The 13,435-nt window shown below is 30.3% G+C and carries 17 protein-coding genes; all 17 read right to left on the minus strand.

Going from position 1 to position 13,435, the window contains the following annotated elements; all coding sequences use genetic code 11:
* Positions 1-131: 131 nt before the first annotated feature.
* A complete protein-coding gene (locus L2Z92_RS01010; protein WP_236456999.1) occupies positions 132-539 on the minus strand; it encodes a hypothetical protein in 408 nt (135 codons plus the stop codon).
* Positions 540-757: 218 nt separating this feature from the next.
* Positions 758-1,240, minus strand: coding sequence for a hypothetical protein (locus tag L2Z92_RS01015; protein WP_236457000.1), 483 nt, complete (start codon positions 1,238-1,240; stop codon positions 758-760).
* Between the two features lie 254 nt (positions 1,241-1,494).
* Positions 1,495-1,935, minus strand: a complete 441-nt coding sequence (locus L2Z92_RS01020; protein WP_236457001.1) for a hypothetical protein — start codon at positions 1,933-1,935, stop codon at positions 1,495-1,497.
* Between the two features lie 187 nt (positions 1,936-2,122).
* Positions 2,123-2,809, minus strand: a complete 687-nt coding sequence (locus L2Z92_RS01025; RefSeq protein ID WP_236457002.1) for a hypothetical protein — start codon at positions 2,807-2,809, stop codon at positions 2,123-2,125.
* A gap of 281 nt (positions 2,810-3,090) precedes the next feature.
* The gene (locus L2Z92_RS01030) at positions 3,091-3,594 is read right to left on the minus strand and encodes a hypothetical protein (protein WP_236457003.1); all 504 of its coding nucleotides are present in this window, start codon (positions 3,592-3,594) and stop codon (positions 3,091-3,093) included.
* A gap of 217 nt (positions 3,595-3,811) precedes the next feature.
* Positions 3,812-4,519 (minus strand): hypothetical protein, encoded by a 708-nt coding sequence (locus tag L2Z92_RS01035; RefSeq protein WP_236457004.1) that lies wholly within the window; start codon positions 4,517-4,519, stop codon positions 3,812-3,814.
* 142 nt (positions 4,520-4,661) lie between these two features.
* A complete protein-coding gene (locus L2Z92_RS01040) occupies positions 4,662-5,297 on the minus strand; it encodes a hypothetical protein (RefSeq protein ID WP_236457005.1) in 636 nt (211 codons plus the stop codon).
* Positions 5,298-5,512: 215 nt separating this feature from the next.
* Positions 5,513-5,821 (minus strand): hypothetical protein, encoded by a 309-nt coding sequence (locus L2Z92_RS01045; protein ID WP_236457006.1) that lies wholly within the window; start codon positions 5,819-5,821, stop codon positions 5,513-5,515.
* On the minus strand, positions 5,805-6,044 hold the full coding sequence (locus L2Z92_RS01050) for a hypothetical protein (protein ID WP_236457007.1): 240 nt from the start codon (positions 6,042-6,044) through the stop codon (positions 5,805-5,807). The genes L2Z92_RS01045 and L2Z92_RS01050 overlap by 17 nt, the downstream gene beginning before the upstream one ends.
* 218 nt (positions 6,045-6,262) lie before the next feature.
* Positions 6,263-6,838, minus strand: a complete 576-nt coding sequence (locus L2Z92_RS01055; RefSeq protein WP_236457008.1) for a hypothetical protein — start codon at positions 6,836-6,838, stop codon at positions 6,263-6,265.
* A gap of 164 nt (positions 6,839-7,002) precedes the next feature.
* Positions 7,003-7,623 carry a hypothetical protein gene (locus L2Z92_RS01060; protein ID WP_236457009.1) on the minus strand — a complete coding sequence of 207 codons (621 nt, stop codon included), beginning with the start codon at positions 7,621-7,623 and terminating at the stop codon, positions 7,003-7,005.
* 5 nt (positions 7,624-7,628) lie between these two features.
* The gene (locus tag L2Z92_RS01065; RefSeq protein ID WP_236457010.1) at positions 7,629-8,432 is read right to left on the minus strand and encodes a TIGR02391 family protein; all 804 of its coding nucleotides are present in this window, start codon (positions 8,430-8,432) and stop codon (positions 7,629-7,631) included.
* 181 nt (positions 8,433-8,613) lie between these two features.
* Positions 8,614-9,180: a hypothetical protein gene (locus L2Z92_RS01070; protein ID WP_236457011.1), complete on the minus strand. Its 567-nt coding sequence runs from the start codon at positions 9,178-9,180 to the stop codon at positions 8,614-8,616.
* Positions 9,180-9,611, minus strand: a complete 432-nt coding sequence (locus L2Z92_RS01075; protein ID WP_236457012.1) for a hypothetical protein — start codon at positions 9,609-9,611, stop codon at positions 9,180-9,182. The genes L2Z92_RS01070 and L2Z92_RS01075 overlap by 1 nt, the downstream gene beginning before the upstream one ends.
* Before the next feature lie 211 nt (positions 9,612-9,822).
* Positions 9,823-10,440: a hypothetical protein gene (locus tag L2Z92_RS01080; RefSeq protein ID WP_236457013.1), complete on the minus strand. Its 618-nt coding sequence runs from the start codon at positions 10,438-10,440 to the stop codon at positions 9,823-9,825.
* Between the two features lie 383 nt (positions 10,441-10,823).
* Positions 10,824-11,846 carry a ParA family protein gene (locus L2Z92_RS01085; protein ID WP_236457014.1) on the minus strand — a complete coding sequence of 341 codons (1,023 nt, stop codon included), beginning with the start codon at positions 11,844-11,846 and terminating at the stop codon, positions 10,824-10,826.
* A gap of 585 nt (positions 11,847-12,431) precedes the next feature.
* Positions 12,432-13,055 (minus strand): JAB domain-containing protein, encoded by a 624-nt coding sequence (locus L2Z92_RS01090; protein WP_236457015.1) that lies wholly within the window; start codon positions 13,053-13,055, stop codon positions 12,432-12,434.
* Positions 13,056-13,435: the final 380 nt, after the last annotated feature.

The raw sequence follows: 13,435 nt of genomic DNA on the forward strand, positions 1-13,435 counted from the left end.
TTTAGTAATTTCTAATTGCTGTAATGTTTGGGTGTATACGCAGTAGCAGATTTTCAACACTACACTTTGTGAAAATACAAAAATTTTGGTTAAGCACAAATTTTCAAAAAACGCCCGAAATCCGCTATTCCTTATACACCATGTTGTGGTGTCGTTTTTATTTTTAATTCAGTTCCAATTTCTGGTTTAACTTTTTGTTTTTTATCAATTGGTTTAATTAAATACCAATAAATTCCATGTTTTCTTCTTTCCAATTCTTTTTCCACTGCAATTTCTCGGTCTTTTTGAGTTTTGAAAGAATTACTTATGTGTTTCGATTTTATCTCACAATCAAACATAATTTCAGAATCAGCAATTAGAAGTGTGCCAGACAGAACTCTTTTCGCGATGATCCATTTTGTTTCCGTTTTCAAGTCAACAATTTCAGTATCTGGTGGAATTCCATTTTCGTTATGTTGCAATTCAGTCAGAAGTCCAATTCCAGGTATATTAAAACACTCGATTATTTTTACAAAACCTGATTTCATTTGATTATTCATTAATCTTGTTAAAAGCTGTGAAAAACGCACCTTGGCTTATTAATTAATTTATGACTTTTAAAATTCCCCCCACTGATTAAACCTCCCGACATTAAGCAAAAACATAAAAAATCATTGACTTAAATATTTGAAAATCCTTAATTAATAGCAAATTAACTATAATGTTGTATTCATTAGACCGCAAAGACAGGTGATTTTATAGGTTGTACAACGAAACCTTAGCTGTTATCGGTAGTTTTTTTTTCAAACTTCCCTCTATTCAATTCAACTACCTTTTCTATATACTCAAGAAACTCTTTTCTTTCCTTAATTGAAACTTCTTTTTTTTTAAATCTAGCAAAATGCAAATCTGCAATTGTTTCAAAATCAAGATTTATAACAAAGTATTGTTTTACAATATCGTTTATAAAATTTTTTATGTTTTCTTGATAGATTTCAGCTTTCTTTTTGGCATTTTTATTTCCAAGCAATAATTTCCACCTCTCAATTTTCGGACGCTCCACCGTTAGATAAGAAAGATTTACAGGTACATTTGAAATTGTCTGTATATGAACTTTTCCTTTACCATTACAATATGCGCATTTTCCTGGAGCCCATTCTAATCTTTTATTAAGCCTTTCAATATCATTATTATCAACAAATCCTTTCCCAAGACATCTTGGACATTTTTCAGTAGGTTTTTTAAATAGGTTAATTATCATATTATTGAATTCAAAATTGCGGCTAACTTGTTTGTATTATAAAAACACACAAATCTACCCTTTTTTAAGTAGATAAGTATGGCAAATATCTCATTTATTCATTTTTAAATATAACAATTATTCATTACAAATCGTCAAATGTCCCATTGTAAGAAATCCCAAAATAATTAGTCATCAGAGTCAGTAGACCATCGTAGAGCGTTTGCGTTTTATTTAGAACTCATTCGAGAGCTGGTCGAGCTGGGTTGACTTAGTTAATTTTCCCACATAGTAATGTACCATGATCTATTATATCTACTTATTAAATATAGAGATTCAGATTCTATAAGATTAAATTTTATTTTAACTTTTTCTTTTAATAGAAATATTTGAATTTCATTTACACTGCCTTTATTGTTCAATTCTAGAGTTTTAAATATTTCAGAATGATCCATTTTCATATAACTGATAGTGTCATTTCTATAAAAATCTAATATTTTTTTTTTGTTTTTTAGAACAACTATTGAATCTTTAAATTCATTTAAAAAGGCAAGACAAATTAAGTTTTCATTTTCAGATTTAAAGGAAAAGTCTTTACCAGATGTTTTTGAGATTATAACTCTCTCTTCTTGAAAATTTAAGTATTGTTCTTTTAAATGCACATTACAAGATACAAAAACTATACTAATCAATATATATACTGAACGCTTAGTCATAATTAATAATTTACATTGATTTTAGTTTTCAAATCTTCCACGCTATATTTTGATTCTCTAAATACCTTTTCTTTTACTGTTTTAATTTGCTCAGGTAGTATACATCTACCCGCTCGGTGGTTGTGAGAGACTGCTCTGTCAGTTACTAACAGAGCAGTCTACTCAATTACCTGACGTTTTTTTATTTCTAATATCCATTTTTCCACTCATTTATTTCTTTCGGATGTTCTTTGTCATTTGGGTAATTTGCTTTCACAAATTCAAATTGCTTTTTAGTTAACAAAACCATTCTTCCATCATTTCCAGAGCTTATTGGATAAAATTTTTCATCACTTTTCTGCAACTTTAATTGGTCATTTAGCATTTCAATAAAATTCACAAACGAAATTCCCCAATCTTTCTGTCCAAAATCATCATCAAAAGCGACATATTCTTTTCCGTTAAGTCTTATTTTATGTATCCAATGTTTTTCGGTTTGATTATTAAATTCATCTGAAAATTGAAGTTTCAAATTTAATTTATCAAAAGACTTTTTTACAATTTCTAAATACTGAATTAAACCACCGACTTCAAATAGAGTTTCAGAATCAATAAAATAAAATCTATTGTCAGTAAATATTAGACTTTCTCCTTCCATTTTGCCTTCAAAGAAATTTAGTTCTGTGTATGACTTTTCAAATTCAGCTTTTGTCTCTTTTAAATCTTTTTTTTCTGTTAAATTGAAAAAATTAAGTTTTTCTAATTCAGTTATAATTTGGTTTCCTGTCAATTTACTTTTTACTATTTTGTGTTTATCTTTTTTAGGGCTATTTTGAGATTTTGAATTACAGCTTAATAATAAAAGGCTAAATAATAGGAGAAGAGTTTTATTCATTTTTATTTTATAAATGTTCATTTTAGTCTGGTTTTTTGGTCATATTTAGATATTTAGTCGTTTTTTGTAGCAAAATAGCAGCTAATGTCAGTTCGTCTAAAAACCTCCACTTATTTTAATTTACATTACATTTAAAAGTAAAAATAGCAGATTTAAACTACACAAAAAAACTTTTCGAAAACTTCACAGCAATGAATATGGAATCGGTTCCGTTCAACCACGGTTTCATTGTTGGCTCTTCGAGCCCAACGAAACCTCAGCTGTTGTAAGCAGTTTTTCTCTCAATTTTTCACGAAATGCTGGTCTTTCATATCCGCTGGATATTTTATAGATTTCAGATATTCCCAATCAACATTTTTTCGGACATCTTTAAATTCTATTTCGTTTATTTTTTTAAAATTTACTACAAAAAATATTTCCAGAAAGTCTAGCATCATTTCGCAAAACCCAATAAACTCTCCATTTGGATTGTCTTTTATTTTAGAAGTAAAAAATTGAACGGAATAGCCTTTAATTGCTTCTTTTGAAAATGTATTTGGTGGAAGAATAACTAAACATTTTTCAATTCCGTCAAAACTTTTTATGTGTTCTGGTATATTTTTATAATCGCACGAGTCAAAAAATATTCCGAAACTATGAGTCCATTTACTATTCAGAATAATTTTAAATTTTGTGAGTATATTTTCCATTACAAAACTCTCAAAGTATTCCAAAGTTTTATAATGAATAGGAAGTGCTTTGTTTTCGGTTTCGTCAAATAATTCAATTATAAATTTTCGGCTCATTGTTTTCTAAAATTGCTTACAACGTCAGTATGTCTAAAAACCTTCGTTTATTTTAATTTGTGTTATAAATTGAAGTAAAAATAGCTATTTTAAACAACACTAGAAAACTTTTCGATAACTCCCATAAGGGTGGATATGGAATCGGTTCCGTTCAACCACGGTTTCATTGTTCGTGCTACGCACGCAACGAAACCTTAGCTGTTATGCACAGTATTTTTTAATAAATTTTATATTCGTCAATTTTTAAATCAGTTAAAGCTAATATATATTTACAAAGTTCAAAGTATTCAATTTTATTCCTTTTTGGCGACCAAAATGCTACTGCTTTATATTTTTTGTCTTTAGTTCCTTCTAAGACCCAAAATGACCCATCATTTCCAGGAACATTAATGTTTGGGTAAATTTCCCAAAAATTTTCTTTCTTGAGTAAATTTTCTAATTCTGTCCATTTTTCGTTATCTAATGGTTTATATGTGTCAGTAATTATTTTGATAGGTTTATATTCTTTATTTATTTTAAGTTCTTTCCAAAATATTGTTTTTTTGTTAGATGCAATTTCAATTCTTATTACTATTGGATTATGAAAAGACCTTAACCAAGTAAACCTGTATATTTCTTTTCCAGAATCATAATTATAAAGTAAAGGCTCTTTAAATTCATAAAGATTTTCAGAAATGTAATTTTTTATTATAGTATCATATTCGTTCTTTATGATTTTTTCTTCCCTTTTAATCTTTTTGTCAGATGTTATATATCCGTAAGATTCAATTCTAGAAAAAGTTTTTTCAGGGAAATAAGATATTTTTGAATTAGAAGGAATGTTATTATTATCAACGTCAATATTATTATAATTCAAATATGTAATTAAGATTACTATAGATAGTAATAAGCTAGTGATTATAAAAACAAAATTTCTTTTTTTCATTTTCGCATAATATTGTGCATAACGGTTAGTATATGAAAAGTAGGCGATTTTGAAGCACTAAACTTTCTGTTAAGCACAAACTTCGATACGAGCCAAAACCCTTGAATTCACTACTATTTCGCCTATTTTTTTATATACATTGTTACCACACGTTTTTTTCTTTCGGTGTTGATTTATATTCTCTATTCGCACTTTCAAGTACTTTCTTCTCAAATAATTTCGGAAAGAATTTCATTATTATTTTTGACTTCAGCTTTTTGAATCTGTTTACATTTTGGTTAGATTTTTTCCACAAGTTTTCAGCATCTTTTTCAGTCAGAATTTTTTCAATTCCGTTTTTAGAGTCAATTTTTATTAGTGGAAATTCAGGTTGATTTTCTCCACAAAGAGTTACTTCTTTCTTTAATTTAGAACTTAATGATGACAAAAAATTCAAAACGAAATTTAGCTCGTTTTCAGTTTTTATATCTTCTGGCCATAAATCAAATTCGATTTGGTCTTCAAGAAAAAAGTAGCACTTAACAATAATTCCATTCAAATCAATTGTTGCAGATTTTCTTTCTAATTCACCTGTCTCGTCCGCAAACATTGTCTTCAAATATTCAAAGTCAATTTTATTGGTCAAATTATCTTCACAATATCCAAAAGTTAATTTGTAATCAGAATTCAATAAGTTAACCACTTTTTTCCAATCCGAAATTGTTGCGTTTTGAACATAAATATCTCTTAAGACTCCATCCTTTTCAAATATCCATTCTATGTCTTTCCAGTTTCTCAATGTTGCTCTTAAATGTGTGGTAACGTCAGTTTATCTAAAAACCTTCGTTTATTTTAATTTGTGTTATAAATTGAAGTAAAAATAGCTGTTTTAAACAACACTAAAAAACTTTTCGAAAACTCCATAAGAGTGGATATGGAATCGGTTCCGTTCAACACGAGTTTCATTGTTCGTGCTACGCACGCAACGAAACTCTAGCTGTTGTGCACAGTATTTTAATTTAGATTTTTAAATTCAGTGTCTTTTTTCCAAATAAATATTAAGCTTGATAAAAAATTGAATATAATCAAAAGCCAAGTCCATTCCATTTTTATTTTTCTTTCTACATTTTTATAATTCCAAAGTCTATAAATTAAATAGCCAATTTGCATTAAAATTATTCCATTAACAATTATTCCTTGATATTCAAAACCAATAATATTGTTAGTTATCCATTTAAAAAAATCAACATTCAAAAATGTCAACATATAAACGATTCCTATTATTGAAGGAATTGTCAAAAGTATTTTAGTCAGTTTCGTCATATTTTATAAATTTCCAAGGAATTTCTGTTTTAAATGTCAAAATACATTCTTCCATTAGTTCAAGTGAAATGTCTTTTTTATATATTGTTATTGTTCTAGTTTTTTCCGTGTCATCTCTAAAAATTTCTACAATTAATTCATTATTTCGATAAATTTCAACTCCAATTCCGTCACGTTCATTAACATCACTTGCTATTACAAATCTATCTTTACTTTCATTCATTTACGTTCGGTTTGCATATTTTGCCCAACGTCAGTTTGTCTAAAAACCTTCGTTTATTTTAATTTGCGTTATAAATTGAAGTAAAAATAGCTGTTTTAAACAACACAAAAAAACTTTTCGAAAAACCCATAGTTGCGGAATCTCAGCGGTTCCGTTCAACACGAGTTTCTTTGTTCGTGCTTCGCACGCAACGAAACTCTAGCTGTTAGCGGCTGGCATTATTTTTCCCACCTAAGTTTTCCTTCTATTTGGTATTTTTTCCTGCATTCTTTTAATTCTTTTTTGTCAAACTTTTCATAAGCATATTCATTTGATTTATAAAAATCTCTAGCCATTTTTTGATATTGCTTTTTGTTTCTATTATCAAACAAGTAGTCAAAGAAACTCCAACAACCATTTTTATCAATCACATCAAATTGAATATTAGTAACTGCAAATGCTGGAAACTCTGCAATTTCTTCCAAAGCAAAATAGGAAATCTCTCCTACATTCAGTTTTCCATTTTTACAATTGCTATAAACATTTGTCATTGTCGTATCTGTTAAACTTTCAATTAATAACGGAATTGAAGTTTTACCTCGTTTTATTATTCTCCAGTATATGTTAGCGTTACAGTCAAGACTATTAGATTTCATTTCGGGTAATAATGTTATTAAACTGTCTTTGGAATTTTCAAAAGCTAAAGAAGTTTCTAAAACCTGTTTTTTATTATTATCCAAACTTTCTTTTGTTGAACTTTTGTCAGTACAACTGCTTAGAAAAATTAAGAATAAAATAATTAAATTGATTTTCATTTTTAAGGTTCTCGATTGAGCTTGACGCATAACGTTGTCGGTATGAAAAGTTGCCGATTGTGGGCGATTTCCTGTCAAGCTATACAAAAGTTGAAGCGGGCTACAACCCTTGAATAACCTACTGAACCGGCAATTTTTTATACCGCGTGTTATGTGATGTTTATTTACCATTCTTGATTTAATTCCTGATAAAAGAAGTATGAAACTCTTTCATCGAGTGTCTCTAATATTTTTTCAAAACGCAAAACAAAATTTTCTAAATCAACTTCAATATTCCCTATTTCATCAACGTAGAAGTGGTTTGAATACTTTTCATCAAAAGGATAACGAGAGAAGTCCATTTTGTCCTTTTGAGGTGTTGCTTGAATTTTTGCAAAAAGTTCATCAATGTAATTCTGCAAATCCTCTGTCTGCTGATTAAAATAATTCAAAGTATCTTGATCTTTATATTCCTTAATTTTGGCTTTTGCTGTCTCAAGAATTTGCTTGATATTATGTTTCCCTTCTATTTTATACTGTGAATTAAGAAGTTTATTTAAAGTCCATACAAGCGACTTTAGATATAATTCAATTCCATGATTTGCATTAGTTAGAATAGGAAAAATAAGCATATCAGCTTTTTTGTCGCTGTTGTTAGCTAAAGATGCCTTTGCCAATTCAATTGCTGACGACAAAAAGCCTTCCGCAAGAACTAGCATATTCTGAATATCCTCTTGTTTTGAAGTCCGCCAGTTTACAAAGGCAGACTTCTCAAAGTCGCTGTTTCCTGAAAAGATTGGTTTCATAAATGCTATATGATATTTTTATTTAGTTTCTTATGTATCATAGAAATAGTCGTCATTATGTCTAACGCTTCATCCTCTGTAATTGTCCACACAACCTTTGGTGCATGAGCAGTTGTATTTCTAAACATACCAAAAACACCTTTAATTAAATTTGAGAAACCTTTTTGTTCACTCTGTTCTGTGTCGGACTGTAATGAGTTAATTTTGATTAACGGATTTGTAACCGATAATGCTTTGTCAATAAGTTCAGCACCATCAAGAGTAAGAGTTGTCCTTTGTCTAATTTCTTCTGCAATACTTTTAACGGCTTCAAAAACTGAATGAAAATAGTTTTCTGTAATTAGCTCCGAATTGCAGTACTCATAAATTTTTGGATGAATGTTTCTGCCTTCAAGTTTTGATTTGAACCTATTCACTCGTTGTTCTGCTTCTGTAATCGTTGTCGCCTTCTCAACAGGATTAAACACTCCATTTTCATTAAGTTGTAGCCCGATAAATGAAAGTCGTTTGTTTAATTCAGCTCGTACAGTTTCAAATTTGTCATTCTGTCCTATGAAGCGAGATGGTTTTAGAGATAAGTTTATAAATTTTAAAATGCTGTTTGAGTTATTATTTTTGTTTTGGTAGTCAGCGAAACTATTATAAAGTCGTTTCCACTTTGTGTTTGATGGGTCAACGTCAACAAGTCCTGCTTCTGGAATAAATTTAGATAATTCAGTTCCTGTTAGCCCTTGTCCAGTGTCAGCTAAAATTTTTGCCATCCCTTCCAAAGTTCCGCTGTCAACAGTATTGAATATTCTTTTTGCCATATTTTCCTTAAAATTTATTTATATCTCCTGTTGGTTGGGTGTCGTCCTAAAATATCACATAACGTGTTTGTGTATGATTAGTGGCGTGTTTAAGCACCTAATTTAGTAAATAAAAACCTAATAGAAAATCCGCGAGGATTTTCGTAAATAGGCGAGAACTAGCCATTAATTATACACGGTGTTACCCACAGTTATTTATTAATTCCGACATTGTTATTAAAATTCCGCCAACTGCTAATCCTCCGATTAAAATATAATTTCCGACACTTACTTTTTCGGATAATAGTTCCTCACTTAACATTTTCAATTCTCCATTTTCATCTAAAATATCCCACTTCTCCGCAATTTTTTTCAAATCCGAAATGAGTTTGTCTTTTTGGATTATTTCCTCTTGTGTTAAATTTTGACCTTTTATTTCAAGTTCAGCGAGCATAATTGCTCTTAAATTGTAGTCATTGAAGTTTGCAAAATATTCAGTTAACTTATTACTCTCTCTATTTAAGTTTCTGAGAATTAATACCAAACCGACAACAATAGTTACAAATAAAATTCCAAGACCTAAAAAAGTTGCCACGTTCTTTTGCTCCGAGAATATTGAAACACCTCCCAAAACAGTTCCAGAAACAGTAACTAATTGAGCAATCCAAGTATTCTTTAATTTGGCAAGAGCAAGTGTTTCTTGAAAAATTACTTGATTTTGAGATTTTGTTGCATCAAATAGTTGCTCTTGAATTTTTTCAAAATTCATTATTCTATTTCTTTAATTTTTAGTTCGGTTATATGTTTAGTTAATTTTGTTGCAACTGCAAAATCAATTCGCTTTATATACTTGCCAAAATCAGAGTAACTAACTTCAAATGCAATTTGTTTAGCTTTTGCTTTTCCATTGTCACTGTCTAACTTCTTTTGAATTTCGTCAAAATTATTTCCGTAATCTTTAGTTTCTAATACAATCGCAGAGCAATGCAGTTTTTCTCTTTTTCCAATTCCGCCAATAGTGTGTTCTCCACAACTAAATGCAATTAGAAAATATTTATCCATATCAATTCCGTGGTCTTCGCAAAGCTTAAAAAGGTCAGCTCCACTATGTCCATCAATTTGGATATATCCTCCGTAATCTCCATATTGAGTTCTTACTAAAGGTTCAATTAAGTCAAGGTTGTATTCTTTTGTGTTCATATGTTTGTTTTAATTGTGGGTAACGTCAGTTTGTCTAAAAACCTTCGTTTATTTTAATTTGTGTTATAAATTCAAGTAAAAATAGCTGTTTTAAACAACACTAAAAAACTTTTCGACAACTCCATAAGGGTGTATATAGAATCGGTTCCGTTCAACACGAGTTTCATTGTTCGTACTACCCACGCAACGAAACTCTAGCTGTTGTCCATAGTTATTCTTTCCAAATTCCAAATTCATCACGAACTATATTCAATATTTCACTCATAAAAATAAGTTCGTCAACTTCAGGAAACTCTTTAAGGTAACTATCTGGATTAGAAAATTCAAATTCATTTTTTTTATTCCAACAATTTACTTGAATTTTAAAACCTTCTCCATCCATTATCAACATTTTATTATTTTCCAAATCATATTCTTCAATAATTTCACCTCTTTCTTTAGTTTTTTTTAATTTTACATTTCCTCGTTTAATTAATTTCCATCTAATTTCTTCTAAACTTGGTAAATTCAATATATTACTTCGAATAAGATTTAATAAAACAAACTGCATATCATTTTTCGATTTTAGTGTTTGTTTTTCAATTTTCAATTCTGTAATTCCTTCAACTTTTGCATAATGTTCATAAAATTCCACAATCCAATCTTTTTCATCTTTATACATTCTTAAGAGTGAAGAATAATTGGTTATTCCAAGATTTTGATAAATTCTAATTTCAGTTTTATAGTTAAGAGAATCTGCTAATTTTATATCAGAATTTATTTCACTAATGTTTTGTGAAAAAACTATAGTTGAAATTAAGAGAAATGCTATTAGATAGGTTTTTTTCATAATTGTGCCCAACGTCAGTTTGTCTAAAAACCTCCGTTTATTTTAATTTATGTTATAAATTGAAGTAAAAATAGCTGTTTTAAACAACACTAAAAAACTTTTTTGAATGCAATTCTTCATCATTCATCGGCAGTAACCAAAATCACAATCCCTGTGAAAGGGAATTTTATGGGTAAGGGAATTTATGCTCAAAAGTGATGGAAAAACACTTAAAAAACACCTTGGTTTTACTCCACAAAAAAGAGGATATAAAATCATCCTCTGTATCTCTAAACAATCTTTTCGAAAAACCCATAGTTGCGGAATCTCAGCGGTTCCGTTCAACCACGGTTTCATTGTTCGTGCTACGCACGCAACGAAACCTTAGCTGTTATGTGCAGGCTTTATAACTTATTTACTATTTCATTAATTGAGTCGATACAATTCGTTAAATTAGCTTGTTGAATTTGTGTATTTGCTCCGAAAATATTGTGAACACCTGTTGTTAATCTACTAAAAGGTGTTGCTTCTGCAAAAGCGACTACTCCAGTCGTTTGAAAATCCCTTACTCCTGCTAATCCATCCGAAAGATTGCTAAAAGTAAAGAAATTAGGATTGGAAGCTAATACTAAATTTAAGTCACTATCGATTGACTGTAAAACTGATGCGTAAGCTGATGCTGGTCCCATATATTGTGTTAATCTATTTTTTACGACTAAATGTAGTTTGGGTAAAACTCTATTACCATTTGCCAATTTATTATTGAAAGCATATTGGTTATATATTGCCGAAGGAAGATTTATTCCATAAACTAACGAAAATATATTTCTCAAAGCTCTTCTGGAACTATCATCAGCCATCACGGGTGCTATTATCCTGTCTGCAGCTGCTAATCCAATCTGAGTGTAAATTGCAAAACTTGGATTAGTATCAATAAAAATAGCGTCATAATTATTCAATGTGTTTGCAGCATCAATTAAGTCGTTTAGCCAATCTATAATTTTCAGATATGTATCAACTCCAGGAATTTGAGTAATTGAAAGAGCACTTATTGAATTAGCTTGTAATTCAACAATTCTATCTCCAGCAATTAAGTCAATATTATCTGGAATAATACTATGAACGCTATTCGGATTAGATAAATAATTATTCGGATTAATATTTGGTGTATTAAATGGATTTGATAATCTATCTTGGAAATATCCTCCAATAGTTCTTGTTAAACTTTGGGTTGTTAAGTTATTTAAATTTCTACCACCATTATTTAAAAGTCCACCCATAAATAATTCAGATAAATTTGCTTGTGGACAAAGGTCAATTGCTAAAATCTTTTTCGTTGGGTTTTGGATAGCGTACTCAGATATTGTCTGAAAAGCTAAACTCGATTTACCTGTTCCCCCTTTGTTATTCCAAAATGTATATTTCATAGTTTTTATTTTTAGTTCGTTCGTTTTTCAGCTTGCACATAACGTCTGGCTCGGCTTTGTCGTCGTTCCAAGAGGAGCTTGCTCTGAATTGGAATGCGTCAAAGCCGACTGTTGGGAGAACGTCGTGCGAATGCAACGATATTTTACCAACAGTCGAGCGTAGCCGAGCCTGACGTTGGGAAAAATCGCCCTTCGGGACTCTTTTTCCCAACTCGTTTATATGCTCAGTTTTTTGCAAATTAATTGAGCATAGCTACCCATTTTGCATAGATTGGCTCAATTATCGTTGCTTTTTATTTTTTACAAATCATCAAAAGGACTTTTAATCTGCTGTCACTTTTTTTTATTATTGTGGGCAACTCGTTTATATGTATAACAACCGTCATATTTCATTTCCACAAACCTAAACCATTCTTTCTAAACCCACAATACGTATAAGTACGTATTTTTGGGTGTTTTTTGTACGTATAAATACGTAGAAAAGACAATTCGGTTGCTTTTTCAAAGGTAATGCAGTAATTTTTTTGTTTTGTGCGATAATCCGTAAACGAGTGAAAAAAATATTTTTAGGAGTACTATTCTATATTATTTGCTTTTCACTCTCAGTTGCGCTACTTCTTCCAAAGAAAGTCCTGTGGCTTCGGCTATGGTTTCGTTGGCAATGCCTTTTCGTTTGAGTTGTTTGGCAATTTCGTTTGCTTTTTTTTGTTCTGCAATTGCCATTGCTTCTTTTCGCATTCTTTCTTCCAAAACATATTTAGGCACATATTTGGTACTTTTCTCTAGTTCGTCTAGAAGCCCAATGTCTTTAAAACTAAGGTAACTTTTGGTAGAAATAATCAAATGGTCTATCACCAAGACATCTACAATAATGCCCACTTGTATCAAACGGTCTGTAACGTCTTTGTCGGCTTCCGAAGGTTTCAATTCTCCACTTGGGTGGTTGTGGCAAAGAATAATTTTTACGGCTCTTTTTTGCAATGCCAAACTATATACTTCCATGGGTTCTACCAATGTTTGGTTTACAGTGCCCAAACTCACCAATTCTATAAACAACACTCTATTGTTGTTGGCAAGCCCCACTACCCAAAAATGTTCTTTGTCTTGGTCTATTTTGTTTTCTCGCAAGAGCACTTGCTGCATAATGCCATAAATATCGTCGGAATTTAGGATTTTTATGCGTTGTTCTTCGGTTAGTGTAATATCCATTGGTGTGTTGCCTTTTTTATAGGGTGTGTTTTGGCTTTTGCAGTGGCATAAATTTATAATAATTGTTGGTATATGCAAAGGGTTCTATAGTGTTTTTTTGAATTTAAAAGTTAAAAACTAAAACTAAAAGCCAAAAGTTGAAAGTCTAAAGTTAAAAACGAACAACAGATAACCTGAAATTAATGGTGAATGATTGATTATTAATTATTAATGTTTGCCTTGTGATCGAATAGAAACGCAGATTTTACAGATTTACATAGATTTTCAAAACGTGTGAGTTCCAGAGGAACGACCCATTTTGTAGCAACGTGATTTTAATCCGTCGGTTTTTTAATGGACAATTGTTGATTGTTAATGATAGATAATGAATGGTAAATGAA

It is taken from the genome of Flavobacterium jumunjinense (genome assembly GCF_021650975.2).
Lineage (GTDB): Bacteria > Bacteroidota > Bacteroidia > Flavobacteriales > Flavobacteriaceae > Flavobacterium > Flavobacterium jumunjinense.

Bases quoted from the DNA above. Each gene is read 5' to 3' on its own strand.
- L2Z92_RS01070 (WP_236457011.1), bottom strand. From the start codon at position 9,180: ATGAATTTTGAAAAAATTCAAGAGCAACTATTTGATGCAACAAAATCT.
- L2Z92_RS01085 (WP_236457014.1), bottom strand. From the start codon at position 11,846: ATGAAATATACATTTTGGAATAACAAAGGGGGAACAGGTAAATCGAGT.
- L2Z92_RS01030 (WP_236457003.1), bottom strand. From the start codon at position 3,594: ATGAGCCGAAAATTTATAATTGAATTATTTGACGAAACCGAAAACAAA.
- L2Z92_RS01060 (WP_236457009.1), bottom strand. From the start codon at position 7,623: ATGAAACCAATCTTTTCAGGAAACAGCGACTTTGAGAAGTCTGCCTTT.
- L2Z92_RS01050 (WP_236457007.1), bottom strand. From the start codon at position 6,044: ATGAATGAAAGTAAAGATAGATTTGTAATAGCAAGTGATGTTAATGAA.
- L2Z92_RS01025 (WP_236457002.1), bottom strand. From the start codon at position 2,809: ATGAATAAAACTCTTCTCCTATTATTTAGCCTTTTATTATTAAGCTGT.
- L2Z92_RS01075 (WP_236457012.1), bottom strand. From the start codon at position 9,611: ATGAACACAAAAGAATACAACCTTGACTTAATTGAACCTTTAGTAAGA.
- L2Z92_RS01080 (WP_236457013.1), bottom strand. From the start codon at position 10,440: ATGAAAAAAACCTATCTAATAGCATTTCTCTTAATTTCAACTATAGTT.
- L2Z92_RS01020 (WP_236457001.1), bottom strand. From the start codon at position 1,935: ATGACTAAGCGTTCAGTATATATATTGATTAGTATAGTTTTTGTATCT.
- L2Z92_RS01010 (WP_236456999.1), bottom strand. From the start codon at position 539: ATGAATAATCAAATGAAATCAGGTTTTGTAAAAATAATCGAGTGTTTT.
- L2Z92_RS01045 (WP_236457006.1), bottom strand. From the start codon at position 5,821: ATGACGAAACTGACTAAAATACTTTTGACAATTCCTTCAATAATAGGA.
- L2Z92_RS01055 (WP_236457008.1), bottom strand. From the start codon at position 6,838: ATGAAAATCAATTTAATTATTTTATTCTTAATTTTTCTAAGCAGTTGT.
- L2Z92_RS01015 (WP_236457000.1), bottom strand. From the start codon at position 1,240: ATGATAATTAACCTATTTAAAAAACCTACTGAAAAATGTCCAAGATGT.
- L2Z92_RS01035 (WP_236457004.1), bottom strand. From the start codon at position 4,519: ATGAAAAAAAGAAATTTTGTTTTTATAATCACTAGCTTATTACTATCT.
- L2Z92_RS01090 (WP_236457015.1), bottom strand. From the start codon at position 13,055: ATGGATATTACACTAACCGAAGAACAACGCATAAAAATCCTAAATTCC.
- L2Z92_RS01065 (WP_236457010.1), bottom strand. From the start codon at position 8,432: ATGGCAAAAAGAATATTCAATACTGTTGACAGCGGAACTTTGGAAGGG.